Annotated in this window: 15 protein-coding genes; 10 read left to right on the forward strand and 5 right to left on the reverse strand. The window is 66.3% G+C overall.

The annotated features are described in order from the left end of the window. Window positions 1–7 precede the first annotated feature (7 nt). The 3 genes from R1H25_RS11550 to R1H25_RS11560 form a co-directional block, all read right to left on the reverse strand. The gene (locus R1H25_RS11550) at window positions 8–856 is read right to left on the reverse strand and encodes a MurR/RpiR family transcriptional regulator (RefSeq protein WP_049449392.1); all 849 of its coding nucleotides are present in this window, start codon (window positions 854–856) and stop codon (window positions 8–10) included. A gap of 535 nt (window positions 857–1391) precedes the next feature. Then, window positions 1392–2486 (reverse strand): dipeptide epimerase, encoded by a 1095-nt coding sequence (locus R1H25_RS11555; RefSeq protein ID WP_100477436.1) that lies wholly within the window; start codon window positions 2484–2486, stop codon window positions 1392–1394. Then, window positions 2483–3922: an SH3 domain-containing protein gene (locus R1H25_RS11560; protein WP_317223635.1), complete on the reverse strand. Its 1440-nt coding sequence runs from the start codon at window positions 3920–3922 to the stop codon at window positions 2483–2485. Before R1H25_RS11560 ends, R1H25_RS11555 begins: the two co-directional genes overlap by 4 nt. A gap of 132 nt (window positions 3923–4054) precedes the next feature. Here R1H25_RS11560 and R1H25_RS11565 point away from each other — a divergent pair, with 132 nt between their 5' ends. The 9 genes from R1H25_RS11565 to R1H25_RS11605 all read left to right on the forward strand — a co-directional run bounded on the left by R1H25_RS11565 (window position 4055) and on the right by R1H25_RS11605 (window position 15013). Beyond that, window positions 4055–5545, forward strand: a complete 1491-nt coding sequence (locus tag R1H25_RS11565; protein ID WP_317223636.1) for a transglutaminase domain-containing protein — start codon at window positions 4055–4057, stop codon at window positions 5543–5545. 51 nt (window positions 5546–5596) lie between these two features. Continuing rightward, complete coding sequence (locus tag R1H25_RS11570; protein WP_317223637.1) at window positions 5597–8620, forward strand: TonB-dependent receptor; 3024 nt, start codon at window positions 5597–5599, stop codon at window positions 8618–8620. A gap of 55 nt (window positions 8621–8675) precedes the next feature. Beyond that, window positions 8676–10229: a serine hydrolase domain-containing protein gene (locus R1H25_RS11575; protein WP_317223638.1), complete on the forward strand. Its 1554-nt coding sequence runs from the start codon at window positions 8676–8678 to the stop codon at window positions 10227–10229. Next, entirely contained in the window at window positions 10162–10875 is a 714-nt protein-coding gene (locus R1H25_RS11580) for a M15 family metallopeptidase (protein ID WP_317223639.1), read from the forward strand. The genes R1H25_RS11575 and R1H25_RS11580 overlap by 68 nt, the downstream gene beginning before the upstream one ends. Window positions 10876–11102: 227 nt before the next feature. After that, window positions 11103–11474, forward strand: coding sequence for a hypothetical protein (locus R1H25_RS11585; protein ID WP_049449379.1), 372 nt, complete (start codon window positions 11103–11105; stop codon window positions 11472–11474). A gap of 232 nt (window positions 11475–11706) precedes the next feature. Beyond that, a complete protein-coding gene (locus tag R1H25_RS11590; protein ID WP_317223640.1) occupies window positions 11707–12117 on the forward strand; it encodes an EF-hand domain-containing protein in 411 nt (136 codons plus the stop codon). Window positions 12118–12212: 95 nt separating this feature from the next. Then, window positions 12213–12965: an HAD family hydrolase gene (locus R1H25_RS11595; protein WP_317223641.1), complete on the forward strand. Its 753-nt coding sequence runs from the start codon at window positions 12213–12215 to the stop codon at window positions 12963–12965. A gap of 32 nt (window positions 12966–12997) precedes the next feature. Continuing rightward, a complete protein-coding gene (locus R1H25_RS11600) occupies window positions 12998–13486 on the forward strand; it encodes a hypothetical protein (RefSeq protein WP_317223642.1) in 489 nt (162 codons plus the stop codon). Between the two features lie 165 nt (window positions 13487–13651). Beyond that, a complete protein-coding gene (locus R1H25_RS11605) occupies window positions 13652–15013 on the forward strand; it encodes a VOC family protein (protein ID WP_317223643.1) in 1362 nt (453 codons plus the stop codon). Window positions 15014–15144: 131 nt separating this feature from the next. On the opposite strand, the gene R1H25_RS11610 is transcribed toward R1H25_RS11605, so the two are convergent. After that, window positions 15145–16659 carry an acetyl-CoA hydrolase/transferase family protein gene (locus tag R1H25_RS11610; RefSeq protein ID WP_012509864.1) on the reverse strand — a complete coding sequence of 505 codons (1515 nt, stop codon included), beginning with the start codon at window positions 16657–16659 and terminating at the stop codon, window positions 15145–15147. 364 nt (window positions 16660–17023) lie between these two features. On the opposite strand from R1H25_RS11610, the gene glnE reads away from it, so the two are divergent. Further along, window positions 17024–19819 (forward strand): bifunctional [glutamate--ammonia ligase]-adenylyl-L-tyrosine phosphorylase/[glutamate--ammonia-ligase] adenylyltransferase, encoded by a 2796-nt coding sequence (gene glnE / locus R1H25_RS11615; RefSeq protein ID WP_317223644.1) that lies wholly within the window; start codon window positions 17024–17026, stop codon window positions 19817–19819. Window positions 19820–20060: 241 nt separating this feature from the next. On the opposite strand, the gene R1H25_RS11620 is transcribed toward glnE, so the two are convergent. Continuing rightward, a complete protein-coding gene (locus R1H25_RS11620) occupies window positions 20061–20621 on the reverse strand; it encodes a queuosine precursor transporter (protein ID WP_317223645.1) in 561 nt (186 codons plus the stop codon). Between the last annotated feature and the right edge of the window lie 52 nt (window positions 20622–20673).

The following is a 20673-nucleotide window of genomic DNA, read 5'->3' on the forward strand; positions in this document are numbered from 1 at the left end:
GCTCCGGTCAGGAATCCAGCAGGTGGTCGATCCGCTCCAGGTTCACCGCCAGCTGCTGCTGGCGGTCCGGATTGGTGTGGCAGAGCAGCACGAACAGGAAATCGAGCAGGGCGTGCATGGCGCTACGGTACAGCAGCTGCGCGACCTGCGGCGTGCGATCGTGCGCGCACACCACCAGTGCTGCGTCAGCATGCGCGCGCAGCGGGTTGGCGGTATGGCGGGTGATGGAAATCACCTTGCCACCCATGTCCTGGAACTGGCGTGACAGCTGCGAAAGCTGCGGCAGGTTGCCGAATTCGGAGAACACCAGCAGGGCATCGCCGGGGCGCGCAGCCGAGAGGTTGGCCAGCATCAGGATCGGGTCGGTATGCGGCACCACCAACAGGCCGAGCAGCGACAGTCGCATGGCGAACTCGCGGGCGAACAGGCCATCGTCACCCAGGCCGTACACGAACAGCTTCGGTGCGCCATCAAGCAGCTGCACGATGCGCTCGATTTCCTCGCGTGGATTGGCCTGTCGGGTTTCCTCTTCAGCCTGTGCCTTGCTGCGGCGCAGGGCCTCGCCCAGGCGCAGGTAGTCATCGCCGCTATCGGGTTCGCTGGGCGCCTGCTGCGGGTCCGCGCCAACGCGGGCCACGTCCTGGCCGATCGAGTACTTCAGGTCCGGGTAGCCCTTGAAGCCGAGCTTCTGGCTGAACTTCACCACGCTGGATTGGCTGATGCCGAGTGCACTGGCCAGCTGCTGGGACGAGTAGTCACGCAGAAGGTGGGCGTTGTCGAGGATGAAGTCGGCGATGCGGCGCTCAATGGCCGACATCTGCCCGCGCTCGGTGCGGATTTTCAGCAGGGGCGGCATGCGGGGTGTCCGAGGGGCGTGCGTTGGAGCATAGGGGAACGCGTTGCGGTTGGCAGCGTAGAGCAGGTCATGGAGTGGGTCGGGCGGGTGGGGTTTGCAGGGGACGCCGTGAATCCGTCCATGGAGGCTTGGTCGCGCCATCCTTGGCGCGGACACCCCTGCAAGCCCCACCCGCCCCACCCCGGACAGATCGCGCGCGTGCCAGCCGCGAAGGGGATACGGGGTAGAGCAGAAGCAAGAGCAAAAGCATCCACGCATGGCGTGGATCCACGGGATGCAGTTGTTGCCTTTGACGTTGAGTCCGCCTTCAAGCGAGCCGAGCACCGCAGGTCCGGCGAGGGCGAAGAGGCGCGGGTGTCTGAGCGTAACGAGTTCTCGCGCCGTCCCTCGACGGGCCGAGGAGCGCAGGGAACCGGTGCGTAGCACCGGTTCGCGGCCGGCGGAGCGTTTCTTTTGGTTACTTTTCTTTTCGCGAAAAGAAAAGTAACGCCCGACCCAAAGTCAGTTGTACGCCAGGCCAGCCACAAGGCAGGGATCAACCCAGCATCTCCAGCCCGCGCACTTCGGTAATGCCCAGCCCCGGCACGTCGCTGATGCTGATCTCCGATTCGTTGAAATGCACGCCGCCGCTGACCGGGTCGAACTGGCCCAGCGACGGGCCGTCGAGGTCGACCTTGGTGATCACATCGCTCTTGGCCACCGCCAGGTGCACGGCGGCGGCCACGCTGATGCTGGACTCGATCATGCAGCCGATCATGCACGGTACGCCGTAGATGCCGGCGATGTCGGCAATGCGGATCGCGTTGGACAGGCCGCCGGTCTTCATCAGCTTGATGTTGATGATGTCGGCCGCGCGCTGCTGGATCAGGTCCATCACCTGGCTCGGGCTGAACACGCTTTCGTCGGCCATCACCGGCGTGTTGACCCGGTCGGTGACGTACTTCAGGCCGCTGATGTCGGCCGCCTTCACCGGCTGCTCCAGTAGTTCCAGCACCACGCCGGCGTCTTCCAGGGTGCGCATCGCATGCACCGCCTGCTTGGCGGTCCAGCCCTGGTTGGCGTCCAGGCGCAGCAGGGCGCGGCCTTCCACGGCGGCGTGGATCGCCTTGACCCGTTCGATGTCCAGGCCGATGTCCTTCCCGACCTTGATCTTCAGCGACTCGAAGCCGCGTTCGATCGCTGAAAGCGAGTCGGCCACCATCTTGTCGATGTAGTCCACGCTGATGGTGATGTCGGTGGTGATCACCGGGTCGCCACCACCGAGCATCTGGTACAGCGGCGCACCGTGCAGCTGCGCCCACAGGTCGTACAGCGCGATTTCCACCGCCGCCTTGGCGCTGGTGTTGCGCTCCATCGCGGTCTGCACCAGCGTGCACAGATGGTTGAGGTTGACCACGTCCTGGCCGATCAGGCGCGGGGCGATGAAGTGGCGGATCGCTTCGATGATCGAGCCGTGCGTATCACCGGTGATCACGGCGGTGGCGGGGGCTTCGCCGTAGCCGGTGTGGCCGGTGTCGGTGCGGATCAGCACCACCACGTCTTCCACGGTTTCCACCGTGCGCAGGGCAGTCTTGAACGGCGTCTTCAGCGGCACGCGCAGCATGCCCAGTTCGATGGCGGTGATCTTCATTCAGGAGTCTTGGCCCGCAGGCGCTGGATGTTGGTGATGCGGTCGATGTAGCGGACGGTATCGCTGGCCATCATCGGCTCCAGCGGCGTGACCGAAACACCATTGAGATGGGCCTGCACGCGCTTGCCGTCGGCACCGAACCAGCTGCCGCCCGCCGTATCGTGGATGACCCAGGTGCGGCCGTCGACGTGGCCGATGGCCATCATCACGTGGCCGGGGATGTAGACCAGATCGCCCACCTGCAGGTCGGTGACAGCACGGTCGCGCGCGGCCTTGCCGACCTTGTCGGTGAACGGCAGGCGATCCAGTGCCGGGCTGACCGCCTGTGCACTGGTATTGCGCGGCAGCAGCACGCCGAAGCTGCGGTAGATCTCGGAGACGAACCCGCTGCAGTCGCGGGTGTCGTAGTCATGGCCCCAGCCGTAGCGTTCGCCAAGGAACTTGAAGGCCTGCTGCAGCAGCAGGCGCGGGGTCAGTGGCAGGTAGTCGGCGGCGGTGTCCTGCGAGCGCGGCAGCAGGGCCGGCACCAGCTTCAGGCCGCCGTCGGTTTCGCGGACCGGCAGCTGCACCACCCACGAGGCGTGCGCCTGCTGGCCGTTCACCGGCTCAGACGCAGGCCAGTCGGCCAGCACTGGCAGGCGCACGCCCATGTCCAGCTGCAGGCGCGAGACGCGCGGTTCTTCCGGGGTGTAGACGGTCTGTGCGGTGGCGCCGGTCACGATGCGGTACGGCCCCTTCGCGCCGTAGCCGAGCACCGTGGCCTTGTCGCCGCTGGCGATGGCATCGGCCTCGATCCATGCGCTGTAGCGCTCGCTGTGCACGAACAGCCAGCGGCCGTCGGTACTGCGATGGATCACGGCAACCTTGTCACCGGGGAACAGTGCCGATTCCTGGAAGCGGTCGATGTCGGTGTCACCGGCAGTGCTGAAGACGCGCTCGCGGGTGGGGAAGGTGCGCAGCGCGGCACGCTTCACCACCAGCCCGTAGGCCGGTGTCACCTGCGCGGGAATCGCATCGAGGCCGAGGTTGGCCTGGATGCCGCTGCGTAGCGCCGGGGCGATGGCCTTGCCCTTCTCGTTGAACAGTGCACGCTCGGGCCAGCGCGACAATGCGCTGATGCTGGCGCGTACCTGCGCGGCATCGAGCTGTGCGGGCAGCGAAGCGATGTCCTGGATGTGGCTGTCCTGCGCCCGCATCCGTGCGTTCTGTGCCTCGATCTGCGCGCGGTCCAGAATCGGCGCATCGGCATTGTCCAGGCGTGCGGCCCAGTACTGCGGTGTCAGGTAGGCCTCGTGCAGGCCAACCACATAGGGCAGCGGCGCGCCGGGGTCAGGTGGCGGTGCAGCCTGTGCGAAGGCCGGTGCGGCCAGCAGGCACAGGGCCAGGGTCAACCGGCGCGGCCACTGCCGGTCCGGTGCGCGGGAAGCCAGGATCATGCGCTGCATACCCTCCTCGAATGCCAGTTGGAATATTTATTCCTTTCTCTGGCGAAAGCAAGAATAAATTATTGACCGCTGTTCCGGCCCGTGTTACACAGCCATTACCACCCGCGCTGGGGAAGTGTCGCTGTGGATCCTGCCGTTCGCAAACCGCGTCTGCCTGCTGCTGCCGGCCTGTGTGCCGCGCTGCTGCTGTGGGCGTGGTCGGCGGGAGCGGAGCCGCCACCCTCAGCCATCCAGTTTGCGCGTGTCGTGCAGATGATCGACGCGGGACGGTTCTTTGAAGCTCACAGCGAACTGAACACCTGGTCGGCCGCCGACGCGGCGGAGCCTGGCGTCAGTTTCGACGACATCGCGTTCCAGGAAGAACGCATGCGCCGCATCCGCCTGGATTTTTCCCTCGACGAAACCGCCGCCAAGGCCGCCGTGCGGCGCTGGATTCCCGACCTGACCGACGAGGAATTCGCACGCTGGGACCAGCTCGGCCTGATCGAGCATCTCGACATCGATGGCACGCGTTGGTACTTCAAGCGCGCACCTTCGAACCTGTTCCTGCTCAGCGCCGAAGCACGCGCACGCCGCCGCGCGGATGCACCGATGCCAGCGCCGGGCCCGAACGAGGTGCTCAATGCACACCATGCGCGTGTGGTTGCCGCGGCCGAACAGAGTGGCCAGGCATCGGTACTGCCACAGCGCATCGAATTCACCCAGTCGCTCACGGTAAAGGCCGACGCCGTCCCGGCCGGCGAAACTGTACGGGCCTGGATTCCGTACCCGCGCGAAATCCCCGGGCAGCAGGAACAGGTGCAGTGGCTGGGCAGCACCCCGGGCAAGGCGCGGGTGGCACCGGCCAGTACCCTGCAGCGCACCGCCTACCTGGAAGCCAAGGCAGTGGCTGGGCAGCCGACGCGCTTCGAGATCCGCTACGCGGTCACGATCCTCGCCCGGCATACCGCGATCGACCCGGCCAAGGTACAGCCAACCCCGGCTGATCCGGCCTTGAAGCCCTATCTGGCCGAGCAGCTGCCGCATGTGCGCTTCACCCCGGCGCTGAAGCTGTTCTCCGACCAGGTACTGCAGGGCGAGACACGTCCGTATGAAGTGCTGCGCAAGCTGTTTGCTGCCGTGGATCGCATTCCCTGGGCCGGTGCGCGCGAATACTCCACGCTCAGCAACATCAGCGACTACGCGCTGCATGCCGGCCATGCCGACTGCGGACAGCAGACCCTGCTGCTGATCGCGCTGCTGCGCATGAACGGTATTCCCGCGCGCTGGCAGTCGGGCATGGTGTTCTCCGACGATGGCAGCGGCTACAACAACCTGCATGACTGGGGGCAGGTCTACCTGGCGCCGTATGGCTGGCTGCCGATGGACGTGACCACCGGCGCGCTTGCCAGCGATGTGCCTGCACTGCGCGATTTCTATCTGGGTGGCCTCGACGGCTACCGCATCGCTTTCAACGACGATTTCGGCCAGCCCTTCGTGCCGGCCAAGCAGCACTTCCGCTCGGAAACGGTCGACTCGCAGCGCGGCGAGGCCGAGTGGGCAGGCGGCAACCTGTACTTCGACCAATGGAGCTACGACTTCCAGTGGCGGGTACTGCCAGCCAGGCAACGCTAGCGCGACACATCGCATTCCACACCATTCAATTCTTGCAGGAGAGAGCAGGGGATGAAGGCTTACAGCATCAAGCGGGCGGCGTTGTGCGTCGCTCTCGGGGCGTGTCTGGGCGCAATGCTGCCCGGTATCGCAATGGCACAGAACGTAAGCGGTGCCGTGGCCGGGCGCGCCACCGCCGGCGACCAGGTGACCGTGGTGAGCAGCAGCACGGGTCTGACCCGCAGCGTCACGGTCGGTGCCGATGGCAGTTATCGCCTGGGCCAGCTGCCGGTGGGGGATTACCAGCTGCAGCTCAGCCGTGATGGCCAGAAGCTGGGCGACCAGGTCGCCGTCAGTGTGGCGGTAGGCGGCACCACCACGGTCAACCTGGCCAGTGGCGGCGGCGTCACCAACCTGGATGCCCTGCAGGTGGTCGGCACCCGCGTGGTCAACCGCGTGGACGTCTATTCCACCGAAACATCCTTCAACATCAACCGCCAGGAAATCTCGCGGTTGCCGGTGGCGCAGGACCTGTCCGCCGTGGCGTTGATGGCGCCGGGCGTGGTCGGCGGCAACTCGTCATTCGGAGGCCTGTCGTTCGCCGGCTCATCGGTGGCCGAGAATGCGGTCTTCATCAACGGCCTGAATGTCACCGACATGTATACCCGTCGTGGCTTCAGCACGGCGCCATTCGCGTTCTTCAAGGAATTCCAGGTCAAGACCGGTGGCTACTCGGTCGAGTTCGGGCGCTCCACCGGCGGCGTGATCAATGCGGTGACCCGTTCGGGCAGCAACGAATTCGAAGGCGGCGTGGAAGTCACCGCTGAGCCGAGTGCATGGCGCTCCAGCGGCGGCGACCACTTCCATCGTGATGGAACCCCGCATTCGTATGGCAGCCGCGACAACAACTCGTTCCTGAAGACCAACGTCTGGGGCTCCGGGCCGATCATCAAGGATAAGTTGTTCCTGTTCGCGATGTACGAAGACCGCAGCGACAAGGGACACAACACCTCGTCCGATGGCAGCACCTGGTTCAAGAATGATTCCGGCAACGGATTCTGGGGCACCAAGCTGGACTGGAACATCAACGACAACCACAGCCTGGCGCTGCTGGCGTTCTCGGATGAGGGCGATGTCACCAATGCGTCGTACGGCTACAACTGGAACGCCAACCAGCTCGGCGCCTGGGGCGGCGATTCGGTCACCGAGACCGGCGGCCGCAACTGGTCGGCCACCTACACCGGCCATTTCGGGCAGAACTTTACCGCCCGTGCCATGGTCGGCCAGAACAACCAGCGTGCGTTCACCAATTCGTCGTTGGACCAGGCCTGCAGCCCGGTGTTCACTGACAGTACGTATGGCCCGCGACTGGGCAAGCTGCAGGGTCTTCGTGCCGGCTGCCATCCCACCGGTACGGCGGTGGCCGAGCGTGACGATACCCGTGACGTGGCGCGACTGGACTTCGAATGGCAGCTGGGTGATCACCTGCTGCGCTTCGGTGTCGACCGCGAGTTGATGACCACCAAGCAATCCACACGCTACCCCGGTCCGACCGAACTGAGCTATACCGCCTACGTGGCGCGACCGGGCGATGAAGTCTGGGATGGCGCCAACGCCTACGTGCCGGGGGGCGTCACCGAGATGCTGCGTGCGCGCAACCGCAAGTCGGGCGGAACGTTCGAGACCGAAGCCAATGCGCTGTACGTGGAAGACATCTGGAACATCACCCCGAACCTGATGCTGAACCTGGGCGTGCGCTGGGACCGCTTCGAGAACCGTACCGCCGCCGGCAAGGCGTTCATCAAGATGGACGACCTGATCGCGCCACGTGTCGGCTTCTCGTGGGACATGCGCGGTGACGGCAGCACCAAGCTGTTCGGCAACGCTGGCCGCTACTACCTGCCGGTCACCAACAACATCAACGTGAACTTCGCCGGCGGTCTGACCGACGAGTACAGCTATTACGTACTCAATGGCTGGGAGCGGAAAACCTCACCGACGGGCTCACCGTACATGGCACCGGTCGTCGGCCAGCAGATCGGGCCGACCGACACCCGCATGAACACCGGCGGTGCCGACCTGCGCCAGAGCGTGGACCGCGACCTGAAGGCGGTCTACCAGGATGAGTACATCCTGGGCTTCCAGAACATGATCAACCAGGCGTGGTCATGGGGCGTCAACGCCACCTACCGGCGCATGACCCGTGCATTGGATGACATCCGCATCAACTACACCCCGTGCGGTCCGACCCCGAGCACGCTGTGGCCGATCGCCAACCCGGGCGAGAGCCTGACGATCTGGGGCGACAAGAGCATCGGCTGCGCCAACGAAGGCTGGATCACCATCGACACCGCTAACAGCGGCTATCGAAAGGGCGGCAGCGGCGAGGTGATCGGTTACTCCAAGCCCAAGCGCACCTACAAGGCGCTGGAGTTCCAGATCGACCGCGCCTGGGACGAGAAGTGGATGTTCAACGCGTCTTACCTGTGGTCGAAGAGCGAGGGCAACTTCGAAGGCCCGGTGAACTCCGATACCAACTACGGTGACACCGGCATGGTGCAGTTCTGGGATCATCCTGCCACCAACGAGCGCTACGGTGTGCTGTTCAACGACTTCCGCCATCAGTTCAAGCTGCGCGCCGCCTATGCGCTGAACAAGCAGTGGTCGTTCGGTACCACGCTGCAGGTGCAGTCCGGTGGTCCGATCACCGCTTACGGCGTGATGTGGCCGAACGACTCCATCGCCGGTGGCAGCACCTCCAGCGAGGGCAGTGGCGGTGGCACCGGCTGGCTGTGCGTGGCCAACTGTGCAGGCCCCTACAACCAGCGCCAGTTCGAGTACAGCCCGCGCGGGGCGTTTGGTCGCCTGCCGTGGACCTGGACCATGGGCGCCAACGTGACCTGGCGCCTGCCGGTGGAGGGCATCGACCTCAGCGCCCGGTTGTCGGTGTACAACCTGTTCAACAACCAGAAGACCATCAACGTGCACCAGCGCTACGAGGCGCAGCCCGGCCAGTATCGCGAGGCGACGTTCGCTACCGGTACGCGCTGGCAAGCCCCGCGCTACACCCAGCTGGTGGTGACCTGGAACTTCTGAGACCACGATCCGCGTCGTCCACCATGACGGCGCGGGCAATGGAGGGGCTGCCCGCATGCACCACCTGCTGATCCTCGCGGCGGCACTGGCCGCACCGTCCGCTTCGTCGGTCGACAGTGCAGCCATCGAGGCCGACATCGCCGCCGTGGTCCGGCACGAGCACCTGCCCGGGCTGGCCATGGCGGTGGTCGAGAGTGGGCAGGTTGTCTATCGCCACGCAGCCGGCGCGCGCGGTGACGGCGGCCGCATCAACGAGGACACGCTGTTCAAGATCGCCTCCAACAGCAAGGCGATGACCGCCGCGCTGCTGGCGCGGCTGGTGCAGCAGGGCACGCTGCACTGGGAGGATCCGGTGCAGCGGCACCTGCCGGGCTTCCGCATGCACGATGCGTGGGTCGGCCAGCAGATGCAGGTGCGCGACCTGTTGATCCACAACAGCGGTCTCGGCCTGGGCGCCGGTGACCTGATGCTGTGGCCGGAGCCGAACGCGTTCACTCGTGCCGACATCATCGCGGGGCTGGCGCACCTGAAACCGGTCAGCAGCTTCCGCAGCCACTATGCCTACGACAACCTGATGTATGTGGTGGCCGGCGAAGTGGCGGCGGCAGCGGGTGGCAAGCCGTATGACCAGCTGATGCGCGAGCAGGTGTTCGAACCACTCGGCATGACGCGCTGCCAGGTGGGTGCGTGGTCGGTGAAGCGCGTGGGCAACGTGGCACAGCCGCATGCCTGGCGTGGTGAACGCAACGAGGCGGTGAACGCCGATGCTGCGATCAGCCCGGACCTGCCCTCGATGGCGGCGGGAGGGATCCGTTGTTCGCTGCGCGACATGACACGCTGGATGCAGGTGCTGCTCGATCCCGCGCTGGTGCCGGACTGGCTGGGCGCTGAGCAGCGGCGCACGCTGTGGACCCTGCACATGCCGATGCCGTTGGGTGAGCGGCAGCGGCGCTGGGACAATGCGCACTTCTACGGCTATGGGTATGGCTGGCGCGTGTCCGACATGGACGGGCAGTGGAAGGTGGCGCATACCGGCACGCTGTCGGGCATGTACTCGTCGCTGGCGCTGCTGCCCGACCGGAAGGTGGGTGTGGTGATGCTGATCAATGGCGACGGCGAGGACGCGCGCACAGCGCTGATGCAGGCGATGCTGAAGCGCTTCACTGCACCCGACGATGCGCGGCCGGCGATGGAGTACCTGGCCGAGTTGAAGGCAGACCGGGCAACGCAGGCAGCGTCAGGCCGCCAACGGCCAGCGACCGCAGCAGCACAGCCGGCACGGGGCAATGACCTGCCGCGCTGGCAGGGCCGCTACTCCGATCCGTGGCTGGGCCCGGCTTCGCTGTGCCCGGGCAGGGACGGCCTGCGTTTCAGCGTGGACAAGTCGCCCAAGCTGCAGGCGGCCCTGCTGCAGCTGCAGGGCCGCTGGCTGCTGCGCTGGGATACGCTGGACGACGACGCACAGGCCTGGTTGCAGCCAGGTGAGGGTGCGCCGCCCACACTGGACCTGCGTGCCATCGACCCGGACATCGACTTCAGCTATGACTTCCAGGACCTGCATTTCACTCGTACTGGCGACTGCCCTGGCGGCGACCGCCAACGCCGCTGAGCCACCGCGCGTTTCACCCGCCACCGATGCGGCCAGCGGCGGATTGGTGGAGATCCGCACGTTGTCGCCAGGCATCGACATGGACATCCGCTACGCCAGTGCCAACAACTTCACCGGCGCGCGCGTGCCCGGTTATGAGGCGCCGTCCTGCTACCTGCTGGCGCCGGTGGCGAAGGCGCTGGCACAGGTGGAACAGGATCTGCGTGCGCAGGGCTTTGGCCTGCGCCTCTACGACTGCTACCGGCCGGTGCGCTCGGTGCAGGCGTTCATGGCCTGGGTGAACGATCCGCGCGAGCTCTCGCGCAAGGCACAGCAGTACCCGGATCTGGACAAGCCACGGCTGCTGGCCGACGGCTACATCGCCGAGCGCTCTGGCCATAGTCGTGGCGCCACGGTTGATCTTGGCCTGCTGGATTGCCGCACTGGCGCCTGCACGGCGCTGGACATGGGCACCGACTTCGATTTCTTTGGCCCGCGTGCGCATACCCGGACGAGCGGGCTGAGCACTGTGCAGCAGGCGAACCGCCAGCAGCTGGTGCAGGCGATGGCGCGCCGTGGCTTCGTCAACTATCCGCAGGAGTGGTGGCATTACACTCTGCAGCCCGAACCGGATCCCGGCACCGCGTACGACGTCCCGGTACGGTAGGGGTATCGGCAGGGCTGCGCCCTCGACAATATCCCGCTGCTCTTGGTAGGTGTCGACCTTGGTCGACACGGTAGATCCACGCCATGCGTGGATGCTTTCCGTTCAATCGTCGAGATACTCGATCTCGGTGGAGATTCATCCACGCATGGCGTGGATCTACCGTGGCTGCCGGATTGGGTCCGGGGCAGATCCCTTACACTGGCCGCCTCTTCATCCCTGCCCATCCGATGAACCTTCCTTTGCACTTCGGCCTGCTCGGTACCCTGGAAGCCGGCGCCATCGCCCTGCTGGTCGGGCTGCTGGTGTACTTCCTGTGGTCGCAGCTGTGCCGGCTCCTGCACTGGACAGTCGGTCACGCGATCGGCTGGTCCTGTGTCATCGCGGTGATCATCTCCGCCGGCATCGATGCATGGAAGCTGTTCTACATGGGCATCGTGCGGCTGGAGTCGCCGCTGTATGCGCGCCTGTTCCTGGCAACCATCCACGATCCGAACGAACTCGGCAGCCGCGTGGTACTGGAAATCGCCGGCGCGCTCGCTGGTGTTGCGCTCGGCTGGGTGTTGTTCAGTTCGCGGTCATCGAAAAAAACCGTCGACTGACGCAGGTTTTTCGTTGGTTGCCGGTTAAATCCTGCGGCGCTGAATGCGCATCTTATGAGCTGCTCACTTGCTGCTAACCACCGCGCTAATGCATGGGTGGAGGCGAGTGGTTAATCGTGTGTGTGCACGCCGCTCGCGACGCAAAATCGATTCAGAAACGCGGTGGCAGGGTAGGTGCCGTGCGGAGACAACACGCCGCGCAACACCACCCAATTGGCAGGAGACACCCCTGATGACTATTCGCAACCGCAAGCCCCTGATCGCCCTGATCGTCGCCGCTGGCAGCGTGCTGGCCATTCCGGCGATGGCGCAGTCGGCCAAGCAGCAGGCGGCGCATGCGCAGAATGAGGCCGCACAGGCCCAGCAGGCGGCTGCACAGGCTGGCCAGGCCGCCGACCAGGCGACCAACGCAGCCGCAGCGGCATCGGCGCAGGCCAATGGCGGTGGCCAGACCTGGGCCAGCATCGATACCGATGGCAACGGCACCATCAGCAAGACCGAGGCGCAGGTGAACGCGGGCCTGGCCCAGGTGTTCGACCAGGCCGATACCAACAAGGACGGCGAGCTGAGCGCCGATGAGTACAAGGCCTACGTGGCCGCGCAGCAGGCCGGTGCAGGTGCCGGCCCTGCCCAGGGCCGCTGATCTACACCTGATTCGGGAAGACCGGTGCATGGGGACCCGGGCGGCTGCGGCCGCCCGGGTTTTTCTCGTCACCACGGCCCCTGTATCCTTGCGCGATGAACACCTCCACGCCTGCGCCGTCGCGCGCCATCGGCCTGGTCGGTTTTGACGGTGACGACACGCTGTGGAAGAGCGAGGACTACTACCGCAAGGCCGAGCAGGATTACCTTGACCTGCTGTCGCGCTACGTCGACGTGCACGACACCCAGACTGCGCGCCACCTGCTGGAAGTGCAGCAGCGCCACCTGGGCACCTTCGGCTACGGCGTGAAGAGCATGACCCTGTCGATGATCGAAGCGGCCATCGACATCACCGGCCAGCGCATCGAAGCGAAGGACATCCAGCGCATCCTCGATATCGGCCATGCCACCCTGGGGCATCCGGTCGAGCTGATCGACGGTGTGCGCGAAGCCGTGGCGGCCATCGCCGAGCACTACCCGGTGGTGCTGATCACCAAGGGCGACCTGTTCCACCAGGAAGCCAAGATCAAGGTCGCCAACCTCGGCGAGCTGTTCCCGCGCATCGAGATCGTCTCGGAGAAGGACCCGGAAACCTACGCCCGCGTGCTGGCCGAATTCGATCTGCCGATGCAGCAGTTCGTGATGGTAGGCAACTCGCTGCGTTCGGATATCGAGCCGGTGGTCACCCTCGGTGGTTGGGGCGTGCATACCCCCTACGCGGTGACCTGGGCCCACGAGACCCAGCACGGCGTGGCCGACGACGAACCGCGCATGGTCACCGCCGACACCGCCCACGATTGGCCGGCCGCACTGGCGGCGATCGAGGCCAAGGCCGCTGCGGCGGCCTGACAGGACCCGGCGGCTGCGGCAGAATCGGGGGCATGAACGTCCGACTGCGCGCGCTGTTGTTGTCCCTGCTGCTGGTGCCGGCCACCGTGCTGGCCCAGCAGACCGCCGAGCGTTCGGCGGCCTACACGGTGGAAACCGGTGACCGCTGGGTCGATGCCCAGCTGCAGGACATCAACCACTACGCCGAACGCTACCCCGACGCCTTCCTCGACGAAGTGTCGCGCTATGCGGGCGTGCCGCGCGGCTACATCAGCGCGCTGTTCACCACCCATGGCTGGCAGGCCGGGGACATCTACTTCGCCTGCTTCTGGGCCAAGGCCAGCGGCCAGACCTGCCGCGACAGCGTGCGCGCCTTCAGCCAGGACCCGGAGGGCGGCTGGGAGGCGGTGGTGAAGCGGATGCCCATCAAGCCGGACAACCTGCATTACCGTGCCGTGCGCCACGCCATCGTGGCCAGCTACCAGCACTGGGACCGGCCGATCACCCTGGATGCCACCCTGAAGCGCCAGCTCAAGCGGTAGTGCCGGCCGCTGGCCGGCAATTGCACCCTTCCAGGCATCCGGAGATTGCCGGCCAGCGGCCGGCACTACCGGTTTGTTTCATGTTGCTCTGCATATCGCCGCCACCGCGCGCTCCGGCGACAATACGGGTCCGAGCTGTTCCCCGTTCCCGTAATCGAGTGACTGATGAGCGCCTCTTTCGTTTCGCCTGATGTGATCCGCCGCCTGTTCGCACAGGCCATGTCCCGCATGTACCGCACCGAAGTGCCGCTGTACGGCACGCTGGTGGAACTGGTGGAGCGGATCAACGCGCAGGTGCTGGAGCAGGACCCCGCTCTGGCCGCGCAGCTGCAGCGCAACGACGAGCGCGCGCGCCTGGATGAAGAACGCCATGGCGCGATCCGCGTCGGCACCGTGCAGGAGCTGGCCACGCTGCGCCGCCTGTTCGCGGTGATGGGCATGTACCCGGTCGGCTACTACGACCTGTCGGTCGCGGGCGTGCCGGTGCATTCCACCGCGTTCCGCCCGCTGACCGGTGCCGCGCTGGCGCAGAATCCGTTCCGCGTGTTCACCTCGCTGCTGCGCCTGGAGCTGATCGAAGACGAAGCGCTGCGTGCGGAGTCCGCGCGCATCCTCGAACGCCGCCGCATCTTCACCGAGGGCGCGCTGGCACTGATCGACCAGGCCGAGCGTGACGGTGGCCTGTCGCAGGCCGATGCCGAGCACTTCGTCGAGGAAGCACTGGAAACCTTCCGCTGGCACGGCGATGCCACGGTCGATCTGCCGACCTACCACGCGCTGCACAACGCGCACCGCTTGGTGGCCGACGTGGTCAGTTTCCGTGGCCCGCACATCAATCACCTGACCCCGCGCACGCTGGACATCGACGCCGCACAGGCCGCGATGATCGAACACGGCATGGCGGCCAAGGCGGTCATCGAAGGCCCGCCGCGCCGCGCCTGCCCGATCCTGCTGCGGCAGACCAGTTTCAAGGCACTGGAAGAGGCCGTGCATTTCCCGGACGCGGAAGGTGGCGATGCCGGCACCCATACCGCGCGCTTCGGCGAGATCGAACAGCGCGGCCTTGCGCTGACCCCGAAGGGCCGCGCGCTGTACGACCAGCTGTTGTCGCAGGCCCGCGATGCCGGTGGCGAAGGCAGCACCGGCGGCGACTACGGGCAGCGCCTGCAGGCGGTGTTCGCCAGCTTCCCGGATGACCACGACACGCTGCGCCAGGAAGGCTTGGGGTATTACCGCTACCAGCTGACCGATGCCGGCCGTGCCGCGCCGGAGCGCGTGGCCGATCTGCCGGCTGAAGTGCTGGTGGCTGCGGGCCTGGCCACGGCCGACCCGATCGTCTACGAGGACTTCCTGCCGGTCAGTGCGGCGGGCATCTTCCAGTCGAACCTGGGCGGCGAAGAACAGCGCGCCTATGCCGCCCATGCCAACCGCGAGGCCTTCGAGCAGGCGCTGGGCGTGGCGGTGAATGACGAGTTCGAGATCTACGAGCGGCTGCAGGCCGAATCGCTGGCGGCGCTGCGCGGGTAACCCGCTTGCCGTGGAGCCGAGCGTGGGCTCGGCTCTACATTGATTCTGCGGAGCTGCTCTTTGTAGAGCCGAGCCATGCTCGGCTGCCGAGGAACGCAGTCGAGCATGGCTCGACTCTACAAGAGCGGGCCTCAGCCCTTCATCGTGCCGGTATCCAGCCAACGCTGGTGCCACGACAACGCTTCCGGCAGCAGGTGCGGGGTGTGCTTGCCGTAGCTTTCGCGGCTGGCACGGTCGAAGTAATCCTGCAGCTGCGGGCGGAAATCCGGATGCGCGCAGTTGTCGATCAGCACCTGCGCGCGCTTGCGCGGGGTCAGGCCGCGCAGATCGGCCAGGCCCTGTTCGGTGACGATCACCGACACGTCGTGCTCGGTGTGGTCCACGTGGCTGGCCATCGGCACGATCGCCGAGATGGTGCCGTTCTTCGCAGTGGACGGGCTCAGGAACGCCGACAGGAAACCATTGCGGGCAAAGTCACCCGAACCGCCGATGCCGTTCATGATCCGCGTGCCCATCACGTGCGTCGAATTGACGTTGCCGTAGATGTCCACCTCGATCATGCCGTTCATGCCGATGCAGCCCAGGCGGCGCACCAGTTCCGGATGGTTGGAGATTTCCTGCGTGCGCATGATGATGCGCTCGCGGTAGAAATCGATGTTCTCCTTGAACGTCTCGTTGGCCTGCGGGCTCAGCGCGAAGCCGGTGCACGAGGCATAGCTCAGCACGCCGTCGCGCAGCAGGTCGAGCATGCCGTCCTGGATCACTTCGGTGAACGCGGCCAGGTCGCGGAAACCGCTCTTGGCCAGGCCCGCCAGCACAGCATTCGGAATGTTGCCCACGCCCGACTGCAGCGGCAGCAGGTTCGGGGGCAGGCGGCCCTTCTTCACCTCGTGCTTGAGGAACTCGATCAGGTGCGAAGCGATCTGTTCGCTGGTCGCATCGATCGGGCTGAACGGACTGTTGCGGTCCGGGCCGTTGGTGCGCACCACGGCCACGATCTTGTCCGGGTCGCAGCGCAGCGCGGTGTCGCCGATGCGGTCGTTGGCGTTCACCAGCGGAATCGGCTTGCGGTGCGGCGGCAGCGCGGTGCCGTAGTAGATGTCATGCATGCCGTCGACGCCGGCCGGCTGCCATTCGTTGACCTCGACGATCACCTTCTTGGCCAGGTCCAGCCAGGTCTTGTTGTTGCCGACCGAGGTGGAGGGCACCAGCGAGCCATCTTCGCGGATGGCCGAGACCTCGATCACGGCGGTGTCGATCTCGCCGTAGAAGCCGAACCACACGTGCTGGGCAACGTGGCTGAGGTGGATGTCGATGTAATCCAGCTTGCCCTCGTTGATGCGGTTGCGCGCATCCGGGTCGCTCTGGAATGGCATGCGCATGGCGATGCCATCGGCCTTGGCCAGCGCGCCATCGAGTTCCGGCGCGGTGGAGGCGCCGGTCATCAGGCTGATCTGGAAGGGCTGGCCCTGGGCATGCACCGCTTCGATGCGGCGGGCCAGTTCCACGGGAACGGCCTTGGGATACCCAGAGCCGGTAAAGCCGCTCATGGCCACGGTTTCACCGGGCTGGATCAGCGCGGCTGCGGCCTCTGCGGAGACCACGCGGTCACGGAGACGCGCGTTGGCGATGCGATCAACAGACATGACGACACGTGTTGCTGGGGGGAATCCCGATTATCGGCCATCCTCATCCGTACGGGGGGTTCTACCTTCGTGGAATGGCTTTTCCCCGGGGGCTCACCCAAACCCGCCGGTTTTGTTTTGCAGTGCAGCGTGCAAAGTGCTTTCGTAGCCCGCACGATGGCCCTGCATCCCGACGTGGGGGAGGGAGCAGAGCCCGCTGGCAGTTCGCTGCAAGCGGGCTTTTTTATTGCCTGTCGCCCAGTATGAATGCGCGGCCTCCATTATCGGTAGTGCCGGCCGCGGGCCGGCAACCCCAGTAACCTACGGCGGGATCGTCGGATCTGCCGGCCAGCGGCCGGCACTACCGGGTCGATACAATCAGCCCATGACCCTCGCCCCCGCTGACCTGCCCGCCTCGCTGCAGCCTCTTGTCGACCGCGCCCTGGCGCGTCTGGCCCAGGTCCTGCCCGAGCCCATCCCGGCCGACCTGCTGCCGTTGCTGACCCGCCTGGCGGTGACCAGTGACTTCGCGCTGGACACCCTGGTGCGCCAGCCGGACCTGCTGGCACAGCTGGCCGCGCCCGGCTGCCCGCCGATCCCGGCGCCGGTGCTCGATCCGCTGCAGCCCAGCGACTGGCCGGCGCAGCTGCGGCGCTGGCGCACGGCGATGTCCACGCGGCTGATCTGGCGCGACCTGACCGGTCTGGACGACGTGGCGCAGACCCTGGCCGGCGCCACCGCCCTGGCCGAGGACTGCCTGCGGCTGGCACTGGATGCCCTGCAGCAGGAATTCACCCAGCGCCATGGCGTCATCGCCGATGAACAGGGTGCGCCGCAGCAACTGGTCGTGTTCGGCCTCGGCAAGCTGGGCGGTGGCGAGCTCAACTTCAGTTCCGATGTGGATCTGGTCTATGCCTACTCGCAGGGCGGCGAATCGGACGGACCGCGCCCGTTGGCGGCGGAAGAATATTTTGCCCGTCTCGGCCAGCGCTTGGCCAAGCTGCTGGATGAAACCACCGTCGATGGTTTCAGCCACCGCGTCGATCTGCGCCTGCGCCCGTTCGGCAGCGCCGGCCGCGTCGCACTGTCATTCGCGGCAATGGACCAGTACTTCCAGCGCGAGGGCCGCGACTGGGAACGCTATGCGTGGCTGAAGGCGCGCGCGGTGGCTGGTGACATCGCCGCCGGTGAGGCGTGGCTGCAGACCCTGCGCCCGTTCGTGTATCGCCGCTACCTGGACTTCACCGCGCTCGACGGCCTGCGCGAGATGAAGGCGGCCATCACCGCCGAAGTCGCGCGCCGTGAACTGCATGAAGACATCAAGCGCGGTGCTGGTGGCATCCGCGAAATCGAATTCCTGTGCCAGGCGTTGCAGCTGATCCGCGGTGGGCGCGAGCCCGCGCTGCGCGAGCGTCGCCTGCTGGTGGCGCTGGACGCATTGGTCGCCGCCGGGCAGATCGCGCCCGAGGATGGCAGTGCACTGCGCGAGGCCTACCTGTTCCTGCGCCGCCTGGAAAACCGCCTGCAGATGCTGCGTGATGCGCAGACGCATGTGCTGCCCAGCGATGCGCTGGACCGCGAGCGCATTGCCGTCGGCCTGGGCTATCCGGACTGGGAGGTGCTGCGCGCGGTATTGGCCGAACAGCAGCAGCGGGTCAGTACCGAATTCGCCGCGCTGCTGGCGCCGCGCAAGGGCCAGGCCGCGCCCGACGCACTGGCCAACTACTGGCGCAGCCTGCCCGAGGGCAGCAACGCGCCGTTGCTGGCCGAAGCCGGTTTCCTCGATGCCAATGGCGCCGACCAGTCATTGCGCGATTTCGCCCAGGGCACGGGCGTGAAGTCGTTGTCTGATGCCGCGCGTGCGCGTCTGGATCGCGTGCTGCCTGCGCTGCTGCATGCGGCCACGCGTTCACCGCAACCGGATGCCGCGCTCAAACGCGTGCTTGGTCTGCTGCAGGCGGTACTGCGCCGGACCAGCTATCTCGCGCTGCTGGACGAACAACCGAGTGCGCTGGCGCGGCTGGTCGATGTGCTGGCGCGCAGCGCGCTGCTGGCCGAGCGCCTGGCGGCGTATCCGCTGCTGTTGGACGAACTGCTGGACGTACGCGTGTCCGGCCCGATGCCCGACTTCGCCGGCATGCTGACCGAATGCCAGCAGGTATTGCCGGTGGAAGATCCCGAGTCGCAGCTGCGCTGGCTCAACGAGACGCGGCTGGCACTCAGCTTCCGCATGGCGATGGCCACGCTGGACGGCCGTCAGGGCGCGGTGGACAGCACCCGGCAACTGGCCGAGCTGGCGCAGGCGGTGGTGGTCACCGTACTGGCGATGGCCGAGGCGGACATGCGCGCGGCGCACGGCGAGATTCCCGGTGGACGCTTCGCGATCATTGGCTACGGCAGCCTGGGAGGTCTTGAGTTGGGTTTCGGTTCCGATCTGGACCTGGTGTTCCTGCACGACAACCCGGCCGGCGTGGATGCCAGCGACGGTGCGCGTCCGCTGGAGCCGGGGCGCTGGTACGCGCGCCTGGCACAGAAGGTGATGGCACTGCTCGCTGCGGTCACCGCTGCCGGGCGCCTGTACGACATTGACGTGCGCCTGCGCCCGGATGGCGGCAAGGGTTCGCTGGTGTCTTCGCTGGCCAGTTACACCGAGTACCAGCGCGAACGTGCATGGACCTGGGAGCACCAGGCCTTGGTGCGCGCACGCGGCGTGGCTGGTGACGCCAGCCTGCTGGCCGACTTCGATCAGGTGCGTGCACAGACGCTGGGGCGTGAACGCGATCCGGCCACGCTGTATGCCGATGTGCTGAAGATGCGCGGCCGCATGCGTACCGAACTGGACCGCAGCGACGCCGCGCGGTTGGACCTGAAGCAGGGCGCCGGTGGCGTAGTGGACCTGGAATTCCTGCTGCAGACCGGCGTGCTGGCGCGCAGTGCGCAGCATGCGGCGCTGTTGGTACCGCGCGATACGCCGTCGTTGATCGATGCGTTGGCGGTTGTCGGTTTCCTGCCGGAAGACACCGCACAAGCGCTGCATGGAGCGCATGCCACGTTGCTGGAGGTGGGCCTGGCCTGCACGCTGGACCGGCGCCCGCGACTGGCACCGACCACGCCCGCGATTGAAGACGCGTGTGCCGCGATTACTGCAGCGTGCAGAGCTGCAGCGTTGCCGTTCGCCTGAGTGGTTGCATCCGCCAGAGCAATGGTTTGCTTTGGGTAGGTGCCGACCGTTGGTCGGCACTATCTTTCAGCGGCGATAGCCCGCCGTCGGTAGATGCCAACCTTGGTTGGCATGATTGCCAAGCGCCAACCAAGGTTGGCGGCTACCGGATCAATGGCTTCGCGATGCCCGCCAACGGTCGGCACCCACCGGGTTAAACGTCTGTGCCAACCAAGGTTGGCACCTACCAGGGCGATGGCGTTCAGCTGGTGGTGCGCAGCGGCGCCATCTTCCACAACAACGCGCGGAACGGGGCCAGCAGGCACACGCCGATCGCCAGCTTCACCGCCAGGTCGCCTGCGGCCCAGCTCACCCACGGCAGCGCCGAACCGGCAAACGCGATCGACCAGAAAATGGTGGTATCCACCGTCGCGCTGCAGGTAGTGGCCACCATCGGTGCGCGCCACCAGCTGCCACGGCGCAGGCGGTCGAACACGGTGATGTCCAGCAGCTGGGCCACGATGAAGGCCGAACACGAAGCAATGGCGATGCGCGGGGTGGCTACCCAGATCGACAGCAGCACCGCCACCAGGAAGCCGATCCACGCCACGCGGCGCGCCGGGCCCGGGCCGAAGCGGCGGTTGATCAGGTTGCTGACCAGGAACGCGACCGGATAGCTGAAGGCACCCCAGGTCAGCCAATCGTTGATCGGGTACTGCACCAGTACGTTGGACAGCAGCACCACCGCGCCCATCGCCAGTACCGCCAGCACCAGGGCGCGGGCGGTCAGCGGGGCAAAAAGAGGGGCAGGACGCACGGACATGGCGAGCCAGGGGGACAAAGGGGATCGCCCATTATCCGCCCGGCCCGCGGCA

The organism is Stenotrophomonas veracruzanensis (genome assembly GCF_032911525.1).
GTDB lineage: Bacteria > Pseudomonadota > Gammaproteobacteria > Xanthomonadales > Xanthomonadaceae > Stenotrophomonas > Stenotrophomonas africana.

Coding starts and splice junctions, on each gene's coding strand:
- R1H25_RS11550 (WP_049449392.1), bottom strand. CDS start 856: ATGCCGCCCCTGCTGAAAATCCGCACCGAGCGCGGGCAGATGTCGGCC.
- R1H25_RS11555 (WP_100477436.1), bottom strand. CDS start 2,486: ATGAAGATCACCGCCATCGAACTGGGCATGCTGCGCGTGCCGCTGAAG.
- R1H25_RS11560 (WP_317223635.1), bottom strand. CDS start 3,922: ATGATCCTGGCTTCCCGCGCACCGGACCGGCAGTGGCCGCGCCGGTTG.
- R1H25_RS11570 (WP_317223637.1), top strand. CDS start 5,597: ATGAAGGCTTACAGCATCAAGCGGGCGGCGTTGTGCGTCGCTCTCGGG.
- R1H25_RS11575 (WP_317223638.1), top strand. CDS start 8,676: ATGCACCACCTGCTGATCCTCGCGGCGGCACTGGCCGCACCGTCCGCT.
- R1H25_RS11580 (WP_317223639.1), top strand. CDS start 10,162: ATGACTTCCAGGACCTGCATTTCACTCGTACTGGCGACTGCCCTGGCG.
- R1H25_RS11585 (WP_049449379.1), top strand. CDS start 11,103: ATGAACCTTCCTTTGCACTTCGGCCTGCTCGGTACCCTGGAAGCCGGC.
- R1H25_RS11590 (WP_317223640.1), top strand. CDS start 11,707: ATGACTATTCGCAACCGCAAGCCCCTGATCGCCCTGATCGTCGCCGCT.
- R1H25_RS11595 (WP_317223641.1), top strand. CDS start 12,213: ATGAACACCTCCACGCCTGCGCCGTCGCGCGCCATCGGCCTGGTCGGT.
- R1H25_RS11600 (WP_317223642.1), top strand. CDS start 12,998: ATGAACGTCCGACTGCGCGCGCTGTTGTTGTCCCTGCTGCTGGTGCCG.
- R1H25_RS11605 (WP_317223643.1), top strand. CDS start 13,652: ATGAGCGCCTCTTTCGTTTCGCCTGATGTGATCCGCCGCCTGTTCGCA.
- R1H25_RS11610 (WP_012509864.1), bottom strand. CDS start 16,659: ATGTCTGTTGATCGCATCGCCAACGCGCGTCTCCGTGACCGCGTGGTC.
- glnE (WP_317223644.1), top strand. CDS start 17,024: ATGACCCTCGCCCCCGCTGACCTGCCCGCCTCGCTGCAGCCTCTTGTC.
- R1H25_RS11620 (WP_317223645.1), bottom strand. CDS start 20,621: ATGTCCGTGCGTCCTGCCCCTCTTTTTGCCCCGCTGACCGCCCGCGCC.